This window comes from Paenibacillus lautus NBRC 15380, assembly GCF_004000945.1.
Taxonomy (GTDB): domain Bacteria; phylum Bacillota; class Bacilli; order Paenibacillales; family Paenibacillaceae; genus Paenibacillus_AQ; species Paenibacillus_AQ lautus.
In genome coordinates, this window is sequence record NZ_BIMF01000008.1 from 24,977 (window position 1) to 47,595 (window position 22,619).

The 22,619-nt window shown below is 46.1% G+C and carries 28 protein-coding genes and 1 pseudogene; 5 read left to right on the forward strand and 24 right to left on the reverse strand.

Annotation, left to right across the window (positions count from 1 at the left end):
* Positions 1 to 39: 39 nt before the first annotated feature.
* From xynA to PLA01S_RS15700, 5 genes are all read right to left on the reverse strand, one after another.
* Complete coding sequence (gene xynA / locus PLA01S_RS15685) at positions 40 to 654, reverse strand: endo-1,4-beta-xylanase XynA (protein WP_127593019.1); 615 nt, start codon at positions 652 to 654, stop codon at positions 40 to 42.
* A 478-nt stretch (positions 655 to 1,132) separates the two neighbouring features.
* A complete protein-coding gene (locus PLA01S_RS15690) occupies positions 1,133 to 1,579 on the reverse strand; it encodes a hypothetical protein (protein WP_174819222.1) in 447 nt (148 codons plus the stop codon).
* Positions 1,563 to 2,036, reverse strand: coding sequence for a MerR family transcriptional regulator (locus tag PLA01S_RS15695; RefSeq protein WP_100537474.1), 474 nt, complete (start codon positions 2,034 to 2,036; stop codon positions 1,563 to 1,565). Before PLA01S_RS15695 ends, PLA01S_RS15690 begins: the two co-directional genes overlap by 17 nt.
* 157 nt (positions 2,037 to 2,193) lie before the next feature.
* On the reverse strand, positions 2,194 to 2,370 hold the full coding sequence (locus tag PLA01S_RS31990) for a hypothetical protein (protein WP_164817436.1): 177 nt from the start codon (positions 2,368 to 2,370) through the stop codon (positions 2,194 to 2,196).
* Positions 2,371 to 2,459: 89 nt separating this feature from the next.
* Positions 2,460 to 2,816, reverse strand: a complete 357-nt coding sequence (locus tag PLA01S_RS15700) for a winged helix-turn-helix transcriptional regulator (RefSeq protein ID WP_218033654.1) — start codon at positions 2,814 to 2,816, stop codon at positions 2,460 to 2,462.
* A gap of 132 nt (positions 2,817 to 2,948) precedes the next feature.
* On the opposite strand from PLA01S_RS15700, the gene PLA01S_RS15705 reads away from it, so the two are divergent.
* Positions 2,949 to 3,587, forward strand: coding sequence for an NADPH-dependent F420 reductase (locus PLA01S_RS15705; RefSeq protein ID WP_164817437.1), 639 nt, complete (start codon positions 2,949 to 2,951; stop codon positions 3,585 to 3,587).
* A gap of 83 nt (positions 3,588 to 3,670) precedes the next feature.
* On the opposite strand, the gene PLA01S_RS15710 is transcribed toward PLA01S_RS15705, so the two are convergent.
* Both PLA01S_RS15710 and PLA01S_RS32605 read right to left on the reverse strand, forming a co-directional pair.
* A complete protein-coding gene (locus PLA01S_RS15710; protein ID WP_127593022.1) occupies positions 3,671 to 4,078 on the reverse strand; it encodes a helix-turn-helix domain-containing protein in 408 nt (135 codons plus the stop codon).
* A gap of 148 nt (positions 4,079 to 4,226) precedes the next feature.
* Complete coding sequence (locus PLA01S_RS32605; RefSeq protein ID WP_015735743.1) at positions 4,227 to 4,331, reverse strand: DUF6254 family protein; 105 nt, start codon at positions 4,329 to 4,331, stop codon at positions 4,227 to 4,229.
* 314 nt (positions 4,332 to 4,645) lie between these two features.
* On the opposite strand from PLA01S_RS32605, the gene PLA01S_RS15715 reads away from it, so the two are divergent.
* On the forward strand, positions 4,646 to 5,518 hold the full coding sequence (locus PLA01S_RS15715; protein ID WP_127593023.1) for a hypothetical protein: 873 nt from the start codon (positions 4,646 to 4,648) through the stop codon (positions 5,516 to 5,518).
* Between the two features lie 118 nt (positions 5,519 to 5,636).
* On the opposite strand, the gene PLA01S_RS15720 is transcribed toward PLA01S_RS15715, so the two are convergent.
* From PLA01S_RS15720 to PLA01S_RS15750, 7 genes are all read right to left on the reverse strand, one after another.
* A complete protein-coding gene (locus PLA01S_RS15720; RefSeq protein ID WP_164817438.1) occupies positions 5,637 to 6,194 on the reverse strand; it encodes a hypothetical protein in 558 nt (185 codons plus the stop codon).
* A gap of 32 nt (positions 6,195 to 6,226) precedes the next feature.
* Positions 6,227 to 6,850, reverse strand: a complete 624-nt coding sequence (locus PLA01S_RS15725) for a hypothetical protein (RefSeq protein WP_127593025.1) — start codon at positions 6,848 to 6,850, stop codon at positions 6,227 to 6,229.
* Positions 6,851 to 7,040: 190 nt separating this feature from the next.
* The gene (locus tag PLA01S_RS15730; RefSeq protein ID WP_127593026.1) at positions 7,041 to 7,256 is read right to left on the reverse strand and encodes a helix-turn-helix domain-containing protein; all 216 of its coding nucleotides are present in this window, start codon (positions 7,254 to 7,256) and stop codon (positions 7,041 to 7,043) included.
* Positions 7,257 to 7,267: 11 nt separating this feature from the next.
* Complete coding sequence (locus PLA01S_RS15735; RefSeq protein ID WP_127593027.1) at positions 7,268 to 7,750, reverse strand: DUF2975 domain-containing protein; 483 nt, start codon at positions 7,748 to 7,750, stop codon at positions 7,268 to 7,270.
* A 253-nt stretch (positions 7,751 to 8,003) separates the two neighbouring features.
* Positions 8,004 to 8,192 carry a hypothetical protein gene (locus PLA01S_RS15740; RefSeq protein ID WP_127593028.1) on the reverse strand — a complete coding sequence of 63 codons (189 nt, stop codon included), beginning with the start codon at positions 8,190 to 8,192 and terminating at the stop codon, positions 8,004 to 8,006.
* Positions 8,193 to 8,220: 28 nt separating this feature from the next.
* The gene (locus PLA01S_RS15745) at positions 8,221 to 9,414 is read right to left on the reverse strand and encodes an ArsA family ATPase (protein ID WP_127593029.1); all 1,194 of its coding nucleotides are present in this window, start codon (positions 9,412 to 9,414) and stop codon (positions 8,221 to 8,223) included.
* Between the two features lie 64 nt (positions 9,415 to 9,478).
* Positions 9,479 to 9,901 carry a MarR family winged helix-turn-helix transcriptional regulator gene (locus PLA01S_RS15750; RefSeq protein WP_307719758.1) on the reverse strand — a complete coding sequence of 141 codons (423 nt, stop codon included), beginning with the start codon at positions 9,899 to 9,901 and terminating at the stop codon, positions 9,479 to 9,481.
* 313 nt (positions 9,902 to 10,214) lie between these two features.
* On the opposite strand from PLA01S_RS15750, the gene PLA01S_RS15755 reads away from it, so the two are divergent.
* Positions 10,215 to 10,601 (forward strand): hypothetical protein, encoded by a 387-nt coding sequence (locus tag PLA01S_RS15755; protein WP_127593030.1) that lies wholly within the window; start codon positions 10,215 to 10,217, stop codon positions 10,599 to 10,601.
* A gap of 149 nt (positions 10,602 to 10,750) precedes the next feature.
* Here PLA01S_RS15755 and PLA01S_RS15760 read toward each other — a convergent pair whose 3' ends face one another.
* The gene (locus tag PLA01S_RS15760; RefSeq protein WP_127593031.1) at positions 10,751 to 11,665 is read right to left on the reverse strand and encodes an arginase family protein; all 915 of its coding nucleotides are present in this window, start codon (positions 11,663 to 11,665) and stop codon (positions 10,751 to 10,753) included.
* A 106-nt stretch (positions 11,666 to 11,771) separates the two neighbouring features.
* On the opposite strand from PLA01S_RS15760, the gene PLA01S_RS15765 reads away from it, so the two are divergent.
* On the forward strand, positions 11,772 to 12,113 hold the full coding sequence (locus PLA01S_RS15765; protein WP_127593032.1) for a winged helix-turn-helix transcriptional regulator: 342 nt from the start codon (positions 11,772 to 11,774) through the stop codon (positions 12,111 to 12,113).
* Positions 12,114 to 12,185: 72 nt separating this feature from the next.
* Here the strand turns inward: PLA01S_RS15765 and PLA01S_RS15770 are convergent, their stop codons facing one another.
* The 7 genes and pseudogenes from PLA01S_RS15770 to PLA01S_RS15800 all read right to left on the reverse strand — a co-directional run bounded on the left by PLA01S_RS15770 (position 12,186) and on the right by PLA01S_RS15800 (position 19,554).
* On the reverse strand, positions 12,186 to 12,662 hold the full coding sequence (locus PLA01S_RS15770) for a GNAT family N-acetyltransferase (protein ID WP_127593033.1): 477 nt from the start codon (positions 12,660 to 12,662) through the stop codon (positions 12,186 to 12,188).
* A gap of 823 nt (positions 12,663 to 13,485) precedes the next feature.
* On the reverse strand, positions 13,486 to 14,526 hold the full coding sequence (locus PLA01S_RS15775) for a hypothetical protein (RefSeq protein ID WP_246059580.1): 1,041 nt from the start codon (positions 14,524 to 14,526) through the stop codon (positions 13,486 to 13,488).
* Positions 14,527 to 14,840: 314 nt separating this feature from the next.
* A pseudogene (locus tag PLA01S_RS15780) lies at positions 14,841 to 15,167 on the reverse strand (carbohydrate ABC transporter permease); the annotation flags it as partial.
* Between the two features lie 178 nt (positions 15,168 to 15,345).
* Positions 15,346 to 16,047 (reverse strand): DUF421 domain-containing protein, encoded by a 702-nt coding sequence (locus tag PLA01S_RS15785; RefSeq protein ID WP_127593034.1) that lies wholly within the window; start codon positions 16,045 to 16,047, stop codon positions 15,346 to 15,348.
* A 305-nt stretch (positions 16,048 to 16,352) separates the two neighbouring features.
* Complete coding sequence (locus PLA01S_RS15790) at positions 16,353 to 17,309, reverse strand: hypothetical protein (RefSeq protein ID WP_246059581.1); 957 nt, start codon at positions 17,307 to 17,309, stop codon at positions 16,353 to 16,355.
* Between the two features lie 233 nt (positions 17,310 to 17,542).
* Positions 17,543 to 18,859 (reverse strand): HAMP domain-containing sensor histidine kinase, encoded by a 1,317-nt coding sequence (locus tag PLA01S_RS15795; RefSeq protein WP_127593186.1) that lies wholly within the window; start codon positions 18,857 to 18,859, stop codon positions 17,543 to 17,545.
* A gap of 17 nt (positions 18,860 to 18,876) precedes the next feature.
* Positions 18,877 to 19,554: a response regulator transcription factor gene (locus PLA01S_RS15800; RefSeq protein ID WP_127593035.1), complete on the reverse strand. Its 678-nt coding sequence runs from the start codon at positions 19,552 to 19,554 to the stop codon at positions 18,877 to 18,879.
* A gap of 283 nt (positions 19,555 to 19,837) precedes the next feature.
* Here PLA01S_RS15800 and PLA01S_RS15805 point away from each other — a divergent pair, with 283 nt between their 5' ends.
* The gene (locus PLA01S_RS15805; protein ID WP_246059583.1) at positions 19,838 to 20,212 is read left to right on the forward strand and encodes a hypothetical protein; all 375 of its coding nucleotides are present in this window, start codon (positions 19,838 to 19,840) and stop codon (positions 20,210 to 20,212) included.
* Between the two features lie 294 nt (positions 20,213 to 20,506).
* Here PLA01S_RS15805 and ptsP read toward each other — a convergent pair whose 3' ends face one another.
* Both ptsP and PLA01S_RS15815 read right to left on the reverse strand, forming a co-directional pair.
* Positions 20,507 to 22,270, reverse strand: coding sequence for a phosphoenolpyruvate--protein phosphotransferase (gene ptsP, locus PLA01S_RS15810; RefSeq protein WP_127593037.1), 1,764 nt, complete (start codon positions 22,268 to 22,270; stop codon positions 20,507 to 20,509).
* Positions 22,270 to 22,539 carry an HPr family phosphocarrier protein gene (locus tag PLA01S_RS15815; protein ID WP_076321605.1) on the reverse strand — a complete coding sequence of 90 codons (270 nt, stop codon included), beginning with the start codon at positions 22,537 to 22,539 and terminating at the stop codon, positions 22,270 to 22,272. Before PLA01S_RS15815 ends, ptsP begins: the two co-directional genes overlap by 1 nt.
* Positions 22,540 to 22,619 lie beyond the last annotated feature (80 nt).

The following is a 22,619-nucleotide window of genomic DNA, read 5'->3' on the forward strand; positions in this document are numbered from 1 at the left end:
CCACCGCGCCCGTTGGTTGAGTTTACTGATGGCGATTGGTTACCATACTGTTACGTTAGAGCTTCCGCTACTTTGATAACCCTCTGTAGCTAACACCTGGTATGACCAGCTGCTTCCCAGATTCATTCCCTTGCTAGCCCGTGCGTTCACGTGGTTGCTGAACGTAATGGAGGAGTTGACCCCGGTCGCTCTTTTCGATTGTCGAACACTCCAGTACTGGGCAAACGTTTGAGTTCCGTCAATGGAAGGCGCGTTGTATCGCATGGTCGTATAGATGTCATATGTGCCCCCATCACTTGTCACCGTCCCTTTATATGTTCCTGTAGGCCGATAAGTACCCCAGCTATCCACGACGTAATATTCAATGAGTGCGTTTCTCGTCCATCCGTAGAGAGTCAAATACCCATTGCCGGAAGGCGCCCAGACGCCTGCATTGTAGTTAATTGTTCGGTTAGGCGATCCGGTATTCCAGCCTTTGCCGACGACAAAATTTCCGGTATTTTGCCATGTCACGCTGTAATTGCCCCCGGAGCCGTTTACAGCATTAACCGTTCCGCCACCATCGGTCCAATTTTGCCAATAGTCGGTTGCTGCACTTGAAGTTGTTGCAAACAAACCAAAACTCATGGTAGCTGCAAGAATAACCGTCATCATTTTCCTACTGATTTAAACATCATCTACCTCCTCATATTGTTGAATTGTTTTTTCCTTTTACCTCCTTTCCAAGTAAATTATAGGATGATAGCGATTACATAACACTTAGCAAATTAAACATGATATCTAGACTATTTTACAATTTTAGGAACTCGCAACCGAACATGGAACAGGACGAAATGATCAGTCTCCCATGGGCGATTCGGATTTTCAGGTCCCAATGCAAATGCGTAGGCACAAAGATAAATAGCATTAGCCAACCATTCATGCTTTCCTTGATACAGCTAAGATGGAAAGATTATTACAATAAAGAAGACTGCCGGGAATTTCGCCGACAGTCTATCTCTTCAAAGTAGTATTCTCTTTATCCTTTTCACTGGACCGCCCGGGAAAGGATAGTCTTTTCAATGAATTGTCACGGTCTTTTCCATCCACGGCTCATAGCTGCCAGCGAAGCTTTCTCCCGGCTTGGTACCCTTCACTCCACTTGACCGGATTTCGACGTCTGACCTCCGAACCCCTTTGGCTTCCTTCTTATGCCCATAATGATGAAGGTGACATAGATTACGATCGCAATCGAATCAATTAACGTATCCGTAAGTGCCGATACGTCTTGTAAAGCTGTTATGCCAAGAATGACCATCAACCGGATGATTAGAAGCGACACGATGGTCCATGCGGCATACCGGATCTTCAATCGCTCGCTTTGGAATGACATGAAAATGAACACGATGCCGAGGACCAAATTTTCCGCCGTGATGATATGCCAGACATACATGAATACTATTCGGGTGTCCAACGTTATCGCACTCACATCAAGCGTTGGCAGTACAGCGGTTTGCCCGTTCCATGCGTGCGTAAAGGCAAACAGTATCGCCAGAATGCCAGCAATCAGAAAATAAAAATTCCTAACCTTGATGCCCATGACATCCCTCCTCGGATATTCCCGGTTCCTTCTTGCGAATAGACCGGTAAAGCTCACGAACGATTTCTGCCAGCCGTTGGTCGCTTTCTTGATTAAAGTCCCTTAGCGTTTCGGCTGCTACGTCGAGCAATTGACTGACCTTTTCCAAATGGGCCATTTTCCTACGCGTTTCTGCATTCTTGGCATCGAGGAACGAAGCAACCTCACGGCAATAAGCAGGGTCTACATTCTCCATCCTGTGGAATCCAAACGTTCCCTTGATTTCGTCAAGAGTGAAGTCTGCATACTGCATGATTTGAATATTCATCAAATCGATGAGATCGTTCTTCGAATACCTGCGGTACCGATTGTCTTCACGGGACGGCGATACGATTCCAATCCGGTCATAATACCGAAGCGTATCCTTTGGAATCCCAAGTAACTGCGAAACCTCTTGTATCGAATAAAGTTTTTCCATGAATTCAAAGTAACATTGGAGTGAGCTCCAATGTCAAGATGTTTTTCTATATTTTTCTTTCAACACTGTTCATTTGTCAGCCCATTTCGGTCTAAATGACTCTAATGTTATATAGAGAAAAGAGTCCGATCTATCTCGATCGGACTCTCTTCTAAGTTCAGCGGTTTAAACCATTGCTTCCCTTTATTGGCGAGCGCTTGATAGCTTCAATCATGCTCGAGGTCATAATGACGCCATTCAGATGGCCAGCACCTCGGACTTCGGCCCACCTTGCCATCTCCCGGGCTTCTTTGGGTGTTCCGATCGTCAAATTGACCAGAACTTTTCCTTCCATGAAGACTTCAATCGGTTCGAGAAGATCACACCCAGTACGGTAATCAAGCAGGCATATGATAACCAGCGGACTTGCCTCTATTGCTTCGCCTACCGTTGCTGTCTTTTTTGCGCCTGTATCTCACATTCGGATAGGATGTGCTTTTTCCCCCACTCGCTCATCGTATCGAGAAATTCAATCATGGTTCGTCCCATCGGTGTCAGCGTATATTCGACTCTAGGCCGAGGCTCCGGATACGATTTTCTATCGATGATTCCATCTCGCTCAAGCTCACGAAGCTGCTCAGTCAATATTTTCTTCGAAATGGCTGGTAAATGCCGCAGCAATTCGCTATACCGAACGGGTATTGAGCTTTTAAACAAATATCTATAGATTGGAATTTTCCATCTCCCGCTTAACATGGAAATTACGATCTCAACCGGACATTCATTTCGTTGTACAGGCATTCGTTTCCCCCCTCCATTTTTATCCATAGTGTATCATGGTTCTTTAAGCTAAAGCTTGGATACAAAAAAGTGCCTAATTGTTATCGATATTTAAAAGAGAATACAATCACACTTAGAAAGGAGATGATATCCATGCGAATTGGAATCCTCGGAGCGGGAAATGTAGGTCAATCATTAGGGAAAGGACTTGCGAAATCAGGTCATCAAATTCTCATCAGTAGTCGAACACCCCATAGCAGGAAACACAATCTTTGGAAACACGAGGTAGGGGATGCTGGGGATATTGCATCATTTGCTGAAGCAGCTCAATTTGGCGAGGTTATTATTGCGGCTCTCCCTTGGTCCAGTATGATAGAAGTGATTGAAACCATCGATCCTGTGTATCTAAAAAACAAAACGGTTATTGATGTAAGCAATGCCGTCCATTTTGACAACGGCCCGCGCTTGCTCCTTACAAATACTTCAGCAGGAGAAGTCATCCAATCCATTTTACCAGAGAGTCATGTTGTTAAGACACTGAATACAGTTAGCGATAAAATCATGAGTCATCCCCAATATAAAGAAGGTTTACCAATCATGTTCGTATCCGGAAACCATGCACCTTCCAAAGATCAGGTCAAGGTACTTCTTAGCGATCTTGGTTGGTCAACGGTCGTTGACTTAGGTGATATTCGGCAAAGCTTTCTACAAGAATCCATTATGCTTGCATGCGTGATTAGTGAAATTCAACTGCAATCGCCAGGATCATCCTTTGCCTTATTAAGACATTGAGTATTAACCTCATTTTATATGTATGCTCAAATTAATTGGCGAACGGCCTCCGAGCTTAGAGATATCTTATGGGCATCAAAGTACTAGTGATTCTCAATTTCCGCTTGTTTTTTGATTGAATCCACAGTGAGTGTGAATGCTTCAGCTGCTTTATACGCATCCAATGCATTCTGAAGACGTTTTACTTGCTGATTCAACTCGTTTCGATTGTCTTTAACCTTTATCATTGCACGAGCAACATGAATGAGTTCTTCTCTTGCTGCGTTTATAGCACGATGATGTGCTTTTTCAATCATTTGTACTGCCATATGGGTGTATATCGTTACAAACTCCTTATCATCAATCTGTTGCTCACGAGCAGCCAAATCGCTCTCGCTAATTACCCAATCTCCGGAATCGTTTTTCGATGCGGCTAAACGCCCATCATTAATCATGTTAAGAATCGTTTTGTAATGAACCCCAAGTAACAACGCTGCTTCTTTAGCATTCATTTTAAACACCTTCCTTATCTCTTATTATCCACATGTTAAGTGATAACAAGAAGAAAGTAAATCAAAATATCTGATGATTCTACAAGAAAGAAGACTGCCGGTATTTTACACCGACAGTCTTTCGCTTCCAAGTAGTATACGCTTCATTCTATTCGCTGGACAATTCCTTGAGCGATTTGATTTTACCATGGGGATGCTGTTCTTGCTTTCGTGACTTCCAGGCAGCTTCTTTCCTTCTCTTCTGGTGAGCCATAACAGAAATCCTCCTTTGGAAAATGAAATGTATACCACATTCTTATATTGTCATTCCTCGGCTCTGTTCATTCATGAAATTCATCCTCATGGATGCAGACCAAAGCGCTTCTAGTGATGATGAATGCTGGTCAGCTTGGATTAACGTCCGATCCAGTCCCCTGCTATATATTAATGTACTTTTGAGGCTGATCCACAAGCGACTTACTAGGATAGAAATATAGTACGTTTCCCGTTACTATTATAATGGAATGTGGCAACCCAAGGTTATCAGATGAGTGGGTGTATTCCCAGCTCGATTGAAAGGAGTTATCCATGAATAACAAGCTGATGCGCGTTTTGAAAAAGCTGTACCACCACTCGAATCATAACTATGACCCGGAACGCGAGGTTTCCATCTATAAGACGGATACACTTGCTCCGTCCGAGCAGGAGCTGCTCCACGCCAGCGGGTGGGTCCCAAACGATCTGCAGTACATCCGTCATGACGAAATCATCGACAAGCTGATCGAGCTCCAGACAAACTCTATCCTTTCCTGGAGCAGCGTTGGCAGCGCCTTTGTCGCCGGGGTTGGCGGGAGTTACCCGCGAGCCATATCCTCGCTGGCCAGTTACCATTCCATGATACACGCGCGGGCGCATGCGTATGAGGAATCTGAGCGAGTTCTTGCCTGCAGGGTATGCGCATTCAGCCATCGCGACGAAGGCTGGGACAACCTGTCCTACATCCGTTATGCGATGCATCTGGGCAATAATTACAGCGGATCGAGCTTTGGCGCGTATGTAGACATGACCGAGTTCGTCACTCTGCTGGAGGAAGAACCTAATCAACCAACGGAAGAAGACAAGCAGGCCTTCAGCCAGCTGCTGCATAGTCTGGACCGCGCGGAAGCGGGCGAGACACCAGGGAAATACGAGAAACGGCTCACGTCCGAGAAAATCATCAAAGGGCATAGCGGCATACGCCGTGGTATGCTCCAGGCGTTAGCTATGGTCGGTGTGCTCCCCAACCGCCTCCTGGAGCTTGCCCCGGATCGCTGGACGAACATGGAGTCGATCATCAACGCCGAGTTCGGTCTGGACAACACCAAGGGCCGTTCCGACATGGAGATGCCTTGGGCTGGCTGGCAAGGCAGTCTGGGCGTGGATTGGAGCAAGGCTCATACAATCTTCGGCGAATGGGTTTGAGTAACTGCTTTTTGCGACTACACACCTAAAATAAAGGCAGCCGATCATACTTGCCGGCTGCCTTCAACTCATTATTCAGCTATGGTTTCCATTAGCTTAGTTTGCTTAACAAGGGGGATTATATCTGTTCCTTTCCCTTCATCCATTCTTTGTATTCTGGTAAAGTATATTCGTCAGTTTTTACGACGGTCCAATGTTTGTTCTTACGTTCTAAGAAGACCTTAATTAAATATTCTCCTCCGGACTCATCAAAATCATCTCTCAAATAAATCATGCTTGCATGGATAAGAACTTCCACTTCATTATCGTTTATCGTTTTCACTTTAATTCGTTCATAACCTTCAATATTATAGTTAGCATCCAACAAATGAACATGTTGATTTAAGGATTCAACCTCATTCTTCTCAACATCGACTCCTTGTTTGTGGTCCATATTCTCTTTTAGATCTGGGTAATGATCCCACAGAATATGAATATCCTTGTTAAGCACGGCTTGTGTTCTATAATACATATACTCTCTGACTGGCGTTATGTATTTCACCCAATCCGAAGGTTCCGGCTCCACAAAACCATCTAGATCTGAATCAGTAGTTAGGTTTTCTGTTTGCGTTGTATTTTGCTGACACCCGATTAAAGATACGAATAGTACAATCAATATACTTCTTAAAAGAATCATCATATTCGCCCCCTTCATTATATGACTAGCTGTTAGTATAATCCCTTGAGTATTTGGCTTGCATAAGAATTCCAGTCTGCTTCATCTGTGTTGATCTCTAAAGTGGGAATTAGTGATTGTTTCGCACACATGCGAAGTTGATCCTGGTCCTCTAAGAACTTATGACATGCCTCCGTTACCGTGGAGTGATTTTCCATCACATATGATTTCCAAGCGTTGCTACGACTTTCAATAAACCTTGGCTCCACTGCATCTTCAGACAGAGTTAAAAGCACACAATGTGCATTCAGTCTTAATAATCGTTTTTCTGATACCTCAATGTTTGAAGAATTTGAAAATGCCGCTCGATGATTTAAATGGAATCTCTCCAAAAGATAAAATATACCGTTTGATGGTTTCGTATGGCCAAGTGAATCAATCCAACTGTATTGAAGCTCAAGATAATCAACATGATGATTTAATAGTAGAATATGTTCATCTTTATCCATTGATCTCAAGACGCCTTGGTATGAATGCAAAACTTGTGAATAGTGTTCACTTATTGCAATTATCGATTTTTCAACATTAGACTCTTGACTGTGTATTTCCTTGATTGCAGAAAACAATGATGTTTTTCCAGCAGTTGACAACCCTTCGATTATTACTCCCCGAATCAAGTATCCAGCTCCTCTTCAATTGTTCTCGACAACCATTTTACCACATATTAGGAACTTTGATCCTGGCCTGCTTAGCAAACTAAACGGCCTGCCAGCTTTGTTTCTCATCAGACCTCCATCCCATCGGCTATGAATCGCAAAAAAAATCGCCAAAATGGCGACTTTTTAGATCCCTGCTTTATGATGATCCTTACGTGTTCTCTTCACTTTGGTATTCTAAAATATCTCCAGGTTGGCATTCCAGCGCTTTGCAAATGGCTTCTAAAGTTGAAAGCCTAATGGCCTTGGCCTTTCCATTTTTCAATATAGAAAGGTTCGCCATGGTTATTCCAACCCTCTCCGAAAGTTCGGTTACGCTCATTTTTCGTTTAGCCAGCATGACATCAATATTGATTATAATCGCCATAGTTTATCACCTCAGACCGTCAAATCATTTTCAGATTTTAAATCAATTGCCTCTTTTAGAAGCTTTTGAAGAACAGCAGCAAAAACGGCAATCACCATGGACGCAAAGATCAGGGCCATTCCAATGAGTATAATACCTGGAGCATCGTCTTTCTCCGCGATCAGGTAGAAGAGCGGCATGCCTACCACAAACAAGCTGCTGATTATGACTGCACAGTTTTTTATATTCTTTAGAACGCGTACGGATAATTCCGAGAAAGCTTTGTTCTTATCAATATAGCCTAGAAGCTTATAAGCTTGATACAAAGCAAAGTAAAAAGGTATCGCCGTTGCATACAAATCGATGAAAACGAGATATTTCAAATAAGTATGATCTGGATACAATTCTGCCATAAAATTCGCTATCTCTGGTACCACAAATACGCACAAAGCAAGAACTGGAATCCCAATAAGAATAACAGCAATCCTTAAAAAGAGAGTGGATCCTCGTTTCATAAAAAAGCACCTCACTTGATATTTATGAATTTGATTTTATCAACAAATTTATCGTTTTGCAATAAATAATTGATGTTTTTTATTATATTTATATTGTTATAAAGATATCCCAATGATTTTTGACAATAATAAAAAGCATTCCTTATGACAAAGAAATGCTTTACTTTTATTTTATGACTCGGCAAGTTGAAGACCATCCCCAAGGCAGAGGAATGGCCTTCATTTGGATCTGCTTTTTTTTAACGAGCAATCGCTATTCCTTTGATATATTGATTTTGCGGGCAACAGGAGTAGTTTTATCCTCCTCCATCGTGTCGATGACACTGTCGATCACGGATCGCGAAGCAAGCAGCCATTCCTTAACCGCGTTTTTTACATGCTTCTTGGCTTGATGCCGCTCCAAGTTTTCCAATAAAAACTCCAATCGAGGCATTCTTTCCATCACTCGTTCCCTCCTAAGCACTCGCTTTTCATTGATCCTTCGCACTCATTTCCAATTCCCGTTTGCCAAAACGAATGATAAGCCGGTCCTCCGCATACCTCGCGCCTGCAACTTGGCGTCCCATCAACGTTCTTGGTAAAATGACCTTGCGTTTGTAAGCACCGGCATCTACCGTCAATTCATCGCCCGTCTGCATTAGATTTAGATCTTCCTTATCGATAAAGGGAATCATCAGCTCCAACAGCATTTCTCCCTCCTCTTCACGAATCGTCTCCGTTATGCCATGGTAAAACATTGCAGAAGGATCCCGATCGACATAGACGATATCCGCTAATTCTTTAAGAATGGGGAGTCCGATAACTTCCTTTTGCATCATAGGTGCTTTCAGAATCGGAAGCGGATGGAAGTTCAATACGATTTCTTCCTCGTATTTCTTTTGAATATCCCGCCAATGTGCGAAAAATCCTTCTCCCGCCTCATCCGGCAGCACCCGATTAACGATCACAGCATCCGTATTGAACCCGAACAAATTCAAATATGTAAAGGAGCGCTTCGCTTCGGCAAGAACCATCTTTTCGGGATTCAGCACGATTCTAACCGACGTGATCTCCGGATCCAGAACGAGCCGCTGCATATCCTCCAAACCGCGTGCCAAACGCTCGATACTGTCCAGCACGTCATCTGAAGGGAGCTCTATATCCTTTACAATTTTGGCAACCGGCCGCACGAGCTTGATCAGTTTGCGTTCGGTCGGGAATATTTTCTCGAGCCACCAATTCAATACGTTCGGGTAGCTTAGCAGACGAAGCGTCTCTCCGGTCGGGGCGCAATCCACCACCATTACGTCATATTGTCCGCTTTCCGCGTATTCCTTGATTTTCAGTAAACTGAAGAGCTCCTCCATGCCTGGAAACACAAGCATTTCTTCTGTCGTGACATCTTTCAGCTGCGCTTTGTCGAGTAATTTGGAGAGCCAGACTTGGACGGTTCCCCAATTGCGCTCCGTCTCGCGGATGGCGTTCACTTCCTGTCCCCACAAGTTGTCGCTGATTTGGACGGGATCCGGCCCGATCGGTACCGCCAGCGAATCCGCTAAACTATGTGCCGCATCTGTGCTCAGAATAAGGGTTCGTTTGCCTTGTTCTGCCATTTTCACAGCCGTCGCCGCCGCAATACTCGTCTTGCCGACGCCGCCTTTACCTGTGTAGATAATAATCCTCATGTCCACTCGCTCCTTTTAGTACGATTTCGTAGTAATTTACCGGAAAAATCCGGTTTACAACCGGTTATTCCTCAATCTGAATCTTTATGGGAAGACGCTTTACTTCTTGAGGTGTAACAGGCCCCCCATCCTGGAAAACCCTGGCTGCCTTGAACAGGAGAGTTGTGAATTGCTCCAGTTCTTCCGGCGTAAATGCCGCCTCCAATCTGCCCAGCATCGCCATCATGATTTGCTCCCATTCTTTCGCCAGCTGCAGACCTTCCTGCGTCAGCGTGACGAGCTTAACCCGTTGGTCTTGTGCAGACGTAGCTCGTGCGATCAAGCATTTACGTTCAAGCCGCTTAGCAATGCTTGTCATTGAACTTAGTGGTGCCCCCATCTCGGCGGCCAACTCAGACATGGTCAAATCCCCGCGTAGGAGCAATATGAGCAGTGTTGACATATCTGAACGAGTCACTTTTTGTTCGAGTTGAAGCGTATCGGTCATAAAAGCAAACGGACGCAGACCGGTCTTGAGGAAAAGGTCATATAGATGTTTTATACCGGTCACTCCCTATCGTACGATTTCGTAATATACTTCTGCGACCATTTTAATACGAGTTCGTATTAATTTCAATAACCTATAGGATTATTTTCTTGAACCAAGTTATAGCTTGGCATCGACACCTTTTGCATCACGTGATTGGGCATTTAGACAGGCAGGCAAAATTCCTTATTGACACGATTTCGTATCGGATGGTAAATTGAACCCAGAAAATTACTACGAAATCGTACTAAAGGGGTGCTGGAGGTGTATGAATATGGACTTGAATAGTATTCTATTGACAGCGGCCGGTGCCATCGGCGGCGTCACGGCGGTGATTCACGGTATATTGATGAAACGGCTTATTATCAGGCCGATCGAGGCGAATTTTGCAGCGAATGGGCGGATCTCTGAACCGCTGCAAAAGCTTGTGGCACTGCTATTACACTTTAGCACCTTCAACTGGTTGCTGAGCGGACTCGCCTTAATCGCCGCAGCCATCTGGCTTGAACAGGACGCAAGGCTCGTGATTAGCCTGCTTGCCGGTAGTTCTTTTTTGTATGGTGCGATCATTTCTCATTGGGCCATTCGCCGCCCTCATCCTGGCGGGATCTTGATGAGCGTTGCGTGCATTCTCATCGTTATGGGACTAACGGTAGGCTAGACTCGGATTACTTTCGAGTTCCCTCCAATCGTCCCAATCATGTAAAAGTCCCAATATACTTTCCACTACATAAAAATACACCCTAAAGTGCGTGGGTGTATTTTTTATGATTTTGCCGTTCATTATTCTATTAAATATTATTGATGCCTTTAGTTATTTAAAATAGGTATTTCTCCAAGGAGATTCTTCAGGTTGATGGAGTCCCACGGCAAATGCTCTGTTATACCTAACCCAACGACATGTGTCGCTTCAGATAATTCCTTGATCAAACTCAGTAGTTGAGGCATTTGCATGGTTCCCTTAGGAGATAAATTAAATGGTTCTTCAGGGTTGGCGAATAGTAAAGAACGGAATGCCTTTGGATCAAGCACGTCTAGATCAAGGTGAATAGCCAGGTGCTTAATACCGCTTTGTTTGATCCATTCTTTTATAGATTCAGTGCTGCTCGCTAACTCTTTCGTTCCGGCCGTTCGAATACCAAGTCTTTGAATCATTTCCGTGTCTGGTTCTGTAGGTGCAACACCTAGTCTTTGAAACGCTTCTGAGATTACTGCAACTTCTTCTTCTGTAGGAGCCGCTAATCCCGCAATAAAGACGTTTTCAGGTTTTAGCGGGGTTTTCACATGTTTTGCGAACTCCTCATCTCCTTCTCCCAAAAGATTCCCTAGAGGCAATGCGTGTCCGTTATCATACCCGACATAATTGACCAGATCAGAGTGAGCATCGATCCATATTAAACCCAACTCCCCGTCGTACCGTTCGTTTAAATAGGCAAACGGAGCTTGTTCAACCAGACAATCACCACCAAACATGACAATGCGATCCGGCTTATGAGCCTCAATAAGATGATGAGCAGCTTCTAGCTGTTCAAGCAGCTGTTTTCTTCCATTCATGCTGTTCTCGTTTTCAAGCGGAGTTCCATCATAAGCTTGAACGGGTACGTGGATAAGGGGCTGATCACTGTCGGGAGCTAGCCAAGCAAGCAGCTCGGCTCCAAAAGAGTAGTTCGGGTTGTTTCCTCCTTGCCATTGTGGCATTAGCAGTCGTATTGTTTTTGTAGTCATTTGTTTCTCTCCTTTACATCAAAGTAAGGTTAGTATAGACTGAGCACAAATAAAAAAGTAGTACGCACATTTATGATAGGTACTACCCGAAAGGATAGTGTAAAGTATGAGTATGGCTGAATATAAAGGTAAAGTTAAGAATGTTCAAGATACACCTTTTGGTTATACAATTTCGATTATTGGTGGTAAATGGAAAATGGTTATTATGTACCTCTTGGCAGAAAATCAACCGGTTCGCTTTAATGATCTGAAGAGACAAATTGGAGCGATTACTTACAAAACATTGAGCTCACAACTCAAAGAATTGGAAGCGGATGGTCTGGTGACACGAAAAGAGTATCCTCAAGTCCCCCCCAAAGTCGAGTACAGTCTTACAGATAAAGCGGAAACGCTATTACCCGTTTTGGAACAGTTATGTGAGTGGGGAGCAAAAAACCAACCTCATTAATTCCGTTTTTTGCGATTGCAAAAAAGCCGCATAACATGCGGCTTTCAAAGGTTGATGCATTGAAGCAGTGAATCAAAGTCGTAAAACGGTTATTTGCTCGTTTTCGATGATTTCGCCGTTGTCACGGAAGCCGTAGCTTTCATAAAGCTTTTTGGCGGCCGCGTTCTCAGCCTTATAAGGAATCCAGCAGAATTGTGCGGGCCCTGCCGGAAAGGTGCGGATAAATTCCAGGATTTTTTTCATGGCTTCCCGACCATAACCTCTGTTCTGATATTGCTTGTCAATCATCAGCCGCAGAATGCAATAGCTGTTGTCTGCGATTGTCGGGAGTTCGTACCCGTTGATTCTGTAAGTAATCATAACAAAACCGACCGGCTGTTCATCCGCGTAAATGGCAAATGGGAATGGATGTCCCTCATTGGTTGCAAGGACATAACACGAAGCCACGCTCGACAAATTGGACGCTACGAAGCGCCGTTGATCTTCTGAGACCTCCAGATTAAATATGGAACGTCGGTTTTCTAACGTGATTTTCCTGAGTGTAATCATGCAAGGTTTCTCCCTTCAGTATCTTGGGTTGATCGTTTTTGCGCCGCGGTCGCTTATATAACATACAATTTATCCAAAAAAAGTAATAGACTTATATTGATTTTTTTTATAGACTATTATGTATCTATGGCTTTTTTAGGTATCAGTATTATTCGTTAACCGGCACATCATTGTGCCGGTTTTATTTTTGTTAATGTAAGCCGCCCCGTCATTCTTGGAAACCCATATGGGAAACCAATGATTCTTTAGTGGGGATTTATGAGCAAGAAGCTATACGACCAACGCCGTGTGGACCGTGATTCCGCTATTTGTAAGCAAAGGTGCTAAACATAAGGTTAAGCGGACACAGGTTCCGCTATTGCCGGCAAATCACAGCAAAAACGGGGAAAAGCCGAGAATAACGGATTCTGTGTCCGCTAAGTCTTGAAATTGGTACAATTGTTGGGAAATAGCGGATCTCCTGTCCTCATCCATCAGATGCACACCACATAGAGTAGTACACACCACTTGCGCCTTCATTTTCAACGGGTTCTTCTAATGCAATATTTTGGCATGTAACGGAAAAGTCGTCATGAACGGTGACGTATTTTAGGCGATGGCCTAGATGCTGAATTGCAGGATGAGGGGTCATTTTATCAATGATGACGATCCCTATATTTTTCCCTGATTCCGTAAAATCTGGTGCTTCTGAAAAGCCTAGCCGCGCCCATGTAGGGTCGAGTTATTTTCTCATGGATTCGTGCTCCTTATAAAACAACCCCGAAGATAATATATCTTCAGGGTTGTTGTTCTTTTATAGTATGTTTTTATGCCGCAGATACGATTAATCGCTATCTGTTCTTTTCGTCTGGTCCTCTTCATAAGTAAATGGATAGCCCTGACTTCCGAGCAGCATTCTCCGCCCTTGGAACTCATCATACAGATTGATTCGAATCGCCCCTCCACTTACGATTGTGCTGAAGTTGCTATTCAAGTTAATGGAGTATGATTTATTGTTGCCAATGGTCAAATCGGTACCGAGTGTTAAAGTCTTCTCTGTGGACTGGCCTGTCGGGTCAATCAGCTCCATTATGAGCTTATGGTCATATAATCCTGTCTCGTAATCCCCATTCCTCGAGAGATTATAGTGAATAACGGTATTGAGCATATCTTTTCCTGCGCTAAGCGTACCTTCTCCTCTCGTAATGGTGAGATGGTACGGAAACAATTCTACATTTTGCAGATTCGTTGCCGGTTGGGCAACTCTAGGGCTAAGTGCTAAACCCACGGTATTGATAGATCCCGTTGATTCTTCCCCTACATCTGTCATCTTTCCGTTTGATACACCTTCTCCGACATACAATACAAGCTGCGAAGGATTCACATGCTGCGGAAGCTTGCTCCAAACGGTCACCAGACTCTTCCCATTCGGACTTGTCTTATCGGAGAATTGACTGATCTTTGCCTCAAAAAACTCGTTTTCCGGTGTTTTATAGTAAGCTACAAGCTGCGCCTGTTTGGATTGGCGTGTTTCCTGACTCGCCATCACCAATTCCGTATATATTACATTGGAACTGTTGTCTTGGTAAACGGTCGTCAAACGTTCACGGACTTCCGCTTTCTTGCCCGGCGTATGGATAAGATAAGATTCGCCGGCAGCGACCTGTTTCATGACGTTGTTGACCGAATTGGTATTCAGCGACAGAAATTTGTGAACGTCCTCTCCTGAAGTTTCTTGCAGATCAACTCTGAGTTGATTGAATAGATAGGAATACAGCACATTGGCAAGTACATACAGCTCCATGGTTTCATTCGGTGCCAGGGTTGTTTGATCATTCGGTACCACGATTGGGGCCGTACCGCTGAGATCGCGCATTCCTGCCATAACTGCAGCTTTGAACTCGGGCAGCGCTATGGTCGATGATGTGTACGAATGCTGATTTGGGCTACAATTTGATCCACATCTCCTTGTGGCACGCGCTGATATGAGCTCAGTTTGACGCCGAATGTTCCATGAGCATTCTCCAAGATGTTTTCTACACCCAGATGACTTTTACCTTCCTGAGCATAAGGAATTTTATAGTGGGCAGCCGGGAAACTGATTTCCCCCTCAACAACAGGCTCTGTCAATTGCAGCTGCAGTTTATTCTGTTTCATATGCAATGGCACATCTGTACTGAGATCGATGAGCTTCTCCTGCGGCAGGACATAAGCAGTCCGAAGCCATTTTTGAAAATATGTATTTTGATGGAGCAGCATCGCTAACCCGAGAGACAGCATGACCATAAGCGGAACACTAACCGCGCTGAAGTAAAACGTGTTGGATGCCGCCTTGCGGAAGGAGGCACTTCCAAGCAGCTCCAGGTAATTATCGAGTCCCACAAAATGGCCGTCTACCGATTGGCTCATAAAGGAATAGTACACGCCCATGACAAATGGAATAAGGTAAAAGAGTGCAAATCCGATACCGCTTGGCACGAGAAAGAACATGGCCGCCGAAGCATCCTTACGGAGCCATTTTTTCATGATTTTCTTGATCCATCCTTTCACGATTTAGTTTGTCCTTCATTTCTGATCCATGTTACTCTCCCCGATGCATTCAGTTTAGGGAAGATAACTTAAGAAAAAAGTATGGAAAATATTAAAAATATCTAAAGTGGTGAACGGAATCATAAGAATAGGGAACGTAGCGGGAGCCCCCCTACTACTTTGGTTCAGAAAAAACTCGCACGTTTTCGTTCTCAACGGTTGCAAGTATTACATCGTGGATATTCGTATTAGCGGGTGCTATTTTTGAATGAAGCCAATCCAAATCTTTACCCATTTCCTGAAGAAGCGACATATCGACTTTTCCATCTATGATGATCGGCCTTGAGATCGTAAACGGCCCCGTCTCTAATTTTAGATCTGCCGGAGTAACCGGTTGGTACGGGGTGTCCATGAAAACCGATATGGTTCCACCCGGTTCCCATACGGCAAGGGCTACCTTTTGTATATCCTCTGCTTTTTCCTTTCTTAGCTCAGAAAATAAAAAATCAATAGAGATTCTGGCTTTAGATAAGTTATGAAACTGGATGAGTCCATTTTTAACGAGTGTGATGGGAGATGGATCTAGATAGTGTTTGAAGAACGGCCACTTCAGGCTCAACCACGTCGCTATAATGTATAAAACGACGAGAACGATCGTCGTGATCATAGATCCCTTTAATCCCAATTCTTCATCTGAAAGCGGATGAGCAATAATATTACCCAGCGTTAAAGCCATAATGAAATCGAGAAACCTCAATTGAGAAATGGAACGCTGCCCCATGACTTTAGCTGCAAGAAGCAAAAAAACGAAGCTAACAATCCCTCTTAAGATCCATTCCATGGTTGTCAGCGATTCTTGACTCTGGAAAAAATCCAATCCATTCACCCCGCGGATTCACATCAATTATTGTTCGATATATTCATATATTCGCTTGAACGATTTCTTCATTCTTTAGCACGTTCGTTTATACTCGAAGTCCTTTAAAAATAGGCATACATTTCCTCCACTACTTTCATATAAGTGAGTCAATCGTGTATAGAATGCCTTCATGTTGTTAAAATCATACTTTTGAACAATCATTTCACTTGGTTGGTCTGGTATGCATGGATTCAGCTAAACAAAAAAGCCGCGATTTTCGCGACTTCATAAGAAGTTCCAACGGATCGTCCGGTAAGGCAAACCTACAAGGCGCGTCGTCGATCATGCAGAACGAATAAAATGATCATGAACATCATTACGCCGAAGACGATACCGGCCTCCGTGGTTAGCATCCGCAGCAGCTGGTACTCTGGCGAGAACTGCGAATCGGTGCGAATCGCGGAAAAGAGGTTATACGAGAACAGCATGCCCGACGAAATCCATGCCGCTGCCATCGGGTACAGAAATCGCTGCGGCCCGCGGCGGGAAGTTAGCACCAGCAATCCCCACGCCCCCGCGATGGACCACGCTCCGGTACTAAACGTCAGCAGATGCCACCACACATCACGATCGTCCAGTCTGGCCGGGTCAATGCCGAGAGTGCCTCCGGCAGCCCAGAACACCTTAATGATACCTAACAGGACACAGCCGGCTCCAACCAGCCTGGACAATGTATTCTGCAATCTCCAAGTATTACCCGGTAACCTGCTATAGTCGATCGAATCACCGAACGCCTCCGGCCACCGTGTCCTCGCATACCCTGCGAAGGCCAGAGGCAGACAAACGCCGATGCCGACCAGCGAAATCATGACGAAAAATTGTTCGTACACCCAAACCTCGGCGGCCCCCGCCTCCTGATCCCGAGTCATAGCTGCCGGTCCTAGCACCGGCGCCAAGACCAGCATGGGAACGAGCAGTCCGGTACCAACCCATACGGGAAAGGCAATCAGCCATGCAGGTAGACGTTCGCCCCACGGCCTGGTGAAAGCCATGGCCAGCAGGATTCCGATAGCCGCGAGCACGGCGGTAGCTGCGTTGATCGCACGCCAGCTAGCGTCACCCATTTGCTCGGTTGGCATGAAGTAACCGAGAGTCCATGCCATTTTAATTAATAGATACGGCGCCACCGCTATGGCAGCGCCATAACCAGAAATTCTACGCGTCTTCATCCATTGCGGTGACTGCAGATCAACTGAAACTTGCTCATGCTCCATCTTCATGTTGGTAAACGTACCTCCTTAAATAACTCTGTCTTCACCTTACACCTCATTCTATCCCCCTTATCGAAAAGCAAAGTGACCTCAAGTTTAAGTTTGGGTTAAATTCCTTTACGAGAGAGCAGTACGGCTCTCTTTCCGATATAGGTACAAAAAAGAAGCTGCGTATAAGTCATTTCGAGCGACTTGTACGCAGCTTCTTCCCTGATCTTTTGAAGTAAACCTATATTATATTTTCAATAACATGAGCTCTTCCAAATATAAAATGCACTTCCATTTTCATCGGATTTCACTTCCCATTGCATATCCATCTCCCTGGCCATCATCGAAACAATGGACAAACCGATCCCTGCGCCTTTTTCAGGTGACTTGTTGCAGAAGCCAGGACCTTTATCGTCGATGACCAGCATCCGCTGATTTTCACGATCCATCATTTGAATGCCGATGTACCGACCCGCCCCCGCATGGCGCACCACGTTCTGAAACACATTGTCCAGGATGCGGTTAAACCACAATGGATCCACATCCCAAAATAACGTCTCATCAGGAAGCTCGACAAAGACTTCAAATTCCTTAGCCTCGAATACGGGATACCACTGAGCCACTCGATTCCGGACTTCTTCTACGATATCAATTGGCTGCTTGTGCAGCGGATACTTCCCCGCCGATAACAGCGTGTATGACAGAAGGTTATCCATCAGATTACTGAGGTCATCCAGCTTATGCTCGATGACAGAAAGTGAAAACTGTCCCTGGGAGGAAGCAGGGTTTTTGCGAACGGTATGGACATGCTGCCGGATGACAGTCAACGGGGTTCGAAGATCGTGGGAAATCGTTGAAATAAATTGCTTACGCAGTTCCTCCTCCTCCCGCTCCCGTTTTTGACTTTCTTTGAGCTCCTTTACCATCCGGTTAAACGAGCCTTCGAGTTCTCCGATCTCGTCGTCCTTGATAATCTGCACTTCATTCGGAATTTCTTTCAATCCGTTTACGGTCATTGCTGATTGAAGCCGGACCAGTCTTTTGCGAAGCTTAATGAAGAACAGCCATGACAGCATAAAGAAGCTTACACAGATCATTAAAAACAGAAAGATTAGTGGCAAGTTTCCCGAAAGCGACATCTCTGCGTCAAGGATATGGGATTCCGGGAGCCGCATCACCATAAAACCTTGCTTCGGATCGTTTCCGATGAGGGAAGTTAAGACCAGCGTTTCTTGATTACGGTCTTGCGCTTGAATAGAGAGAATATCCAGATATGTCCATTGCTTAGGTATATCTCCCGAGAGGTCACTGACCGCATTCGTTCCACCTGACGGGTCCACCCAGAATATCTCCGCATCCGGATAGTCCTCGTTCAACTCCCGCAGTCTAGTATCAATCCTATCCCTACCTGCACCGTCCAGGTTAACTGCCTCCTGCTGCCACATGCGGGTTATCTCTTCAGGACGATACATGGGATGATCGCTAAACATATAGCCAGGTAAATAAAACATGGCTGGAATGATCGGCCATAGCAGCAAGGCGGTCAAAATAAGGACCAGATATTTGCTCATTAACGAGCCGCGGATCTTCATGATCGCACCCGGTATCCTACCCCGCGGATGGTCTCGATAATTTGGGGGGAGCCTGAATCCAGCTCGATCTTCTCGCGCAGATGCCGGATATGAACGGTCAGCGTTTTATCTCCGTTCAGATGCGGTTCGCCCCAAACGGCTTCATAAATCTGCTTCTGGGTCAATATGTGGTTCAGGTGGTCCAAGAAAAACATGAATATATGGAACTGCTTGCCTGTAAGCACAATCTCTTCCCCAGTTTCAGAATTCCATATACGGCTTCCTTTTCGGTCGATGATTAAATGCCGTATCAGGAGCTGTTCCGGTTCCGCAGTGACAGAACGCCTGAGGAGAACTTGAATCCGGGCAGCCAACTCATCCGGATGAAACGGCTTTGTCATATAATCATCGGCAAAAGACAAGCCCGTAAGCTTATCCTCGATAGCGGTTCTGGCCGTAAGCATCAGGATGGGTACAGCGGGATTGATTCGTTTTAGCCGCTGACCGACCGTGAATCCGTCCAGACCCGGAAGCATAATGTCCAAAATGACTAGATCGCAACGTTCCATTGCTGCTTCCGCATCATGGCCTGAACTCTTCCATATCACCTCATAGCCTTGACCGATTAAAAAGTCCTTGGACCAGGAACCGATTTCCTGATCGTCTTCAATGTACAAGATGGTAAATGTCTTCATCGTATGTGGACTCCTAAAAGTAATATATAGGTAGTCTAGCATAATATGGCTGTCAGGAGATCGGAAAATCCATCGAAAAAATTTCACGTAAATCACAAAGTATCGTCATAAGTTCACAACATCGATTTGTTAATGTTAACAGCAGCCGGAACTTGAAGCACCGGCATCGGCATGATTCTTACTTGTTGGGGGATGAATCGGCAGTGGCTTATCGACTTCATCAGGCCGTAGATCATCCACAACATCGGAAAGGAACGGATTGGATATGAAAACAATCGATATCGTGAAAGAAAACCTGCTTTTGATTCTCGGACTTGGCGCTTTAGCGCTTGTCAGACCCATCATGAAGATGACCGGGATCATGGATCTGATCGGTCAAGCATTCGGCAGCATTCTGATGACGGTCCTTATCTCTCTGGCCTGGCTCATGATCGTTCTTTTCAAAAGAGCTGCTTTTCCCGTTGTCATTCTTGTTTTTTCGGGATTGAGTTATGCCTTATTTGCAATCCTCCTAAGCGGTATTGCTTCCCCTCTTCTCGATGGAAAATTGCAAGGTCCTTTAACGAATCCACTGGCAATGGTAAGTGTCTTTGCGGTAAATGCGATTTGGGGCTTAATCGTAGGCGTAATTGCCAATGCACTGCGTCGTAAAGGCTAAGCAAACTTCTTTGTAAAATGGATCTTATGAGGGAGGAAATAACGCATTTGTCACGGCCTTCGGGAAAGGACTGGACTCAGAAATGAAAAACTACTCTCAAATCAAGTCATTCGATATTCGAAAATAAATAAAGAAAAGGCGGCACAGGAGTCCCACCCCTGTACCGCCTTTTCTTTATTTGCAGCATCTATTTAACCTAAACGAGCGCTCTCTCATGTAGGCTTACCACTGCCTACCACTACTTGGAACACCCTCAACACCTGCTATATAGGCCAAGCCAAGTATAAACGTAATCTATACCGCTGCCATATTGGAATGATGAAATTCCTCCAGCGCCTGACGAACGGCTTGGGGCGTATCGAGGCGAAGAACGCGCTTCGCCAGCTCGCGGCACTCCTGACGATCCAGGCCAGCGAGCCTTTCCTTCATCCGGCTAAGACCGCTAGCCTCCATGCTCCATTCGTCGAGCCCTAATCCGAGTAAGAGCGGTGCCGCCAGCGGATCTCCAGCCATACTGCCGCACATGCCGGTCCATTTACCGGCCGCATGGGAAGCTTCAATGACCGTGCGGATTAACTGTAGCACGGCTGGATGGAAATAATCGTACAGGTGCGCAACGTGTTCATTCATGCGGTCCGCTGCGACCGTGTACTGCACGAGGTCGTTCGTACCGATGCTGAAGAAATCGACTTCGCTCGCGAATAGTTCCGCCAATACGGCCGTTGAGGGAATCTCAACCATGATGCCAACTTCCATCTTCTCGTCGAACCGGATGCCATCCTTCCTCAATTCTGCCTGTACTTCTGTGAGGATGGCTCTCGCCTGCCTCCATTCCTGCAGGCCGGAGATCATCGGGAACATCACCTTTACCGTACCAAAGGCGCTGGCCCGCAGCACCGCCCGCAGCTGCGTGCGAAGCAGCTCCTGGCGGACAAGTCCTACCCGTATCGCACGGAAACCCAGGAACGGGTTCGCTTCCTTTGGCAGCTGCAGATACGGCAGCTCCTTATCTCCGCCGATGTCCATCGTGCGGATGATCACGGGGCGGCCCTCCATCATCCGGGCCGCTTCCTGATACGCACGGAACTGCTCCTCCTCGCCCGGCATGGCCGGGGCGTTCATGAACAGGAACTCCGTGCGGAACAACCCTACGCCGTCCGCGCCCTGCCGGACGGCGGTCTCGGCTTCCGCGGCGCTGCCGATGTTCGCCGCGAGCTCCACGCGCGCGCCGTCGGCGGTCACTGCCGGACGCGCCGCGTACTCCTCGAGCGACTGCCTGCGCTCGAGGTCCTGCTGCATGCGGAGCCGATACAGCTCGGCTTCCGCCTCGTGCGGCCGGGCAATGCAAAGCCCGGCTGTTCCGTCAAGGACGAGCGTATCGCCGTCCTCAATACCGTCAACGCCGTCACCTGCGCCGACGATAGCGGCAATTCCGAGCGACCGGGCGAGAATAGCGGTATGCGAGGTCGCACCTCCTGTCCGGGTGATAAAGCCGATCACCAAGTCGGGGTCCAGCTGCACCGTATCCGATGGCGCTAAATCGTCGGCAACTAGGATAACCTGTTCGGTAATCCCCGTAAAGCCGTGCGTTTCTCCGGGCGACAGACAGGCGAGAAGGCGGCTGCCGATATCGCGGATGTCCGCGGCGCGCTCCCTCATATAATCATTGTTCATGCTTTCCAGCATGGCAGCGACCTGGCTCACCATTTCGGCAACGGCCCTTGGCGCTGGTTCCAGCTTCTCTCGGACCCGTGCCTCCATCTTCGGATAGAAGGCAGGATCGTCCAGAAGCTTCCGCTGTCCTGCAAGAATACCGGCTTGCTCTTCGCCCACGGCTTCCTTCGCTTTCTCCGTCAGCTCCTCCAATTGTTCCGCGCAGCGGGCTTTGGCTTCACGGAGCTTGATAAGCTCGGCATCGATAGCGGCCGGGGTATTCGGAATAAGCTCTGCATCGGGGCTGCTGTCGCTGCTGGCTTCTCGCGAAGACTTGTAGATGTATGCCTTTGCGATCCGGATTCCCTCCGATACGCCGATTCCTTGAATATGCAGCCTCTTCATCAGGCTTCACCAAACTTGCTTTCGACTAGCTGTATCAGAGCTTCGACTACCTCTTGTTCTCCATCTCCGTTAGCTTCGATGGTCACGACAGCTCCTTGTTCAACGCCGAGCGTCATTAGCTCCAGCATGCTTTTGCAATCCGCGGAACGTCCTTCGCTAGTCTTTAGATGAACCTCTGCTCCAAACTGTCCTGCTTTTTCCGAGAAAAGCTGAGCCGGACGGACATGAAAGCCCTGCTCATTTTGTATGGTTACGGTTTGTGCGAACATGTCTTTCCTCCTCATCCTGTAACCGCCTGCCGAGGCAGTTCACTTGCAGAAATCGTAAGTTACGGCTCCTTTCTTCCGTA

Coding starts and splice junctions, on each gene's coding strand:
- PLA01S_RS15815 (WP_076321605.1), bottom strand. CDS start 22,539: ATGTTCGCACAAACCGTAACCATACAAAATGAGCAGGGCTTTCATGTC.
- xynA (WP_127593019.1), bottom strand. CDS start 654: ATGATGACGGTTATTCTTGCAGCTACCATGAGTTTTGGTTTGTTTGCA.
- PLA01S_RS15710 (WP_127593022.1), bottom strand. CDS start 4,078: ATGAATGCTAAAGAAGCAGCGTTGTTACTTGGGGTTCATTACAAAACG.
- PLA01S_RS32605 (WP_015735743.1), bottom strand. CDS start 4,331: ATGGCTCACCAGAAGAGAAGGAAAGAAGCTGCCTGGAAGTCACGAAAG.
- PLA01S_RS15790 (WP_246059581.1), bottom strand. CDS start 17,309: ATGAAGATGGAGCATGAGCAAGTTTCAGTTGATCTGCAGTCACCGCAA.
- PLA01S_RS15800 (WP_127593035.1), bottom strand. CDS start 19,554: ATGAAGACATTTACCATCTTGTACATTGAAGACGATCAGGAAATCGGT.
- PLA01S_RS15715 (WP_127593023.1), top strand. CDS start 4,646: ATGAATAACAAGCTGATGCGCGTTTTGAAAAAGCTGTACCACCACTCG.
- PLA01S_RS15730 (WP_127593026.1), bottom strand. CDS start 7,256: ATGGCGATTATAATCAATATTGATGTCATGCTGGCTAAACGAAAAATG.
- PLA01S_RS15740 (WP_127593028.1), bottom strand. CDS start 8,192: ATGGAAAGAATGCCTCGATTGGAGTTTTTATTGGAAAACTTGGAGCGG.
- PLA01S_RS15695 (WP_100537474.1), bottom strand. CDS start 2,036: ATGGAAAAACTTTATTCGATACAAGAGGTTTCGCAGTTACTTGGGATT.
- PLA01S_RS15745 (WP_127593029.1), bottom strand. CDS start 9,414: ATGAGGATTATTATCTACACAGGTAAAGGCGGCGTCGGCAAGACGAGT.
- PLA01S_RS15760 (WP_127593031.1), bottom strand. CDS start 11,665: ATGACTACAAAAACAATACGACTGCTAATGCCACAATGGCAAGGAGGA.
- ptsP (WP_127593037.1), bottom strand. CDS start 22,270: ATGAAGAGGCTGCATATTCAAGGAATCGGCGTATCGGAGGGAATCCGG.
- PLA01S_RS15770 (WP_127593033.1), bottom strand. CDS start 12,662: ATGATTACACTCAGGAAAATCACGTTAGAAAACCGACGTTCCATATTT.
- PLA01S_RS15765 (WP_127593032.1), top strand. CDS start 11,772: ATGAGTATGGCTGAATATAAAGGTAAAGTTAAGAATGTTCAAGATACA.
- PLA01S_RS15775 (WP_246059580.1), bottom strand. CDS start 14,526: ATGGCAGGAATGCGCGATCTCAGCGGTACGGCCCCAATCGTGGTACCG.
- PLA01S_RS31990 (WP_164817436.1), bottom strand. CDS start 2,370: ATGGAAGGAAAAGTTCTGGTCAATTTGACGATCGGAACACCCAAAGAA.
- PLA01S_RS15750 (WP_307719758.1), bottom strand. CDS start 9,901: ATGACCGATACGCTTCAACTCGAACAAAAAGTGACTCGTTCAGATATG.
- PLA01S_RS15690 (WP_174819222.1), bottom strand. CDS start 1,579: ATGGGCATCAAGGTTAGGAATTTTTATTTTCTGATTGCTGGCATTCTG.
- PLA01S_RS15705 (WP_164817437.1), top strand. CDS start 2,949: ATGCGAATTGGAATCCTCGGAGCGGGAAATGTAGGTCAATCATTAGGG.
- PLA01S_RS15755 (WP_127593030.1), top strand. CDS start 10,215: ATGGACTTGAATAGTATTCTATTGACAGCGGCCGGTGCCATCGGCGGC.
- PLA01S_RS15700 (WP_218033654.1), bottom strand. CDS start 2,816: ATGCCTGTACAACGAAATGAATGTCCGGTTGAGATCGTAATTTCCATG.
- PLA01S_RS15795 (WP_127593186.1), bottom strand. CDS start 18,859: ATGAGCAAATATCTGGTCCTTATTTTGACCGCCTTGCTGCTATGGCCG.
- PLA01S_RS15720 (WP_164817438.1), bottom strand. CDS start 6,194: ATGATTCTTTTAAGAAGTATATTGATTGTACTATTCGTATCTTTAATC.
- PLA01S_RS15735 (WP_127593027.1), bottom strand. CDS start 7,750: ATGAAACGAGGATCCACTCTCTTTTTAAGGATTGCTGTTATTCTTATT.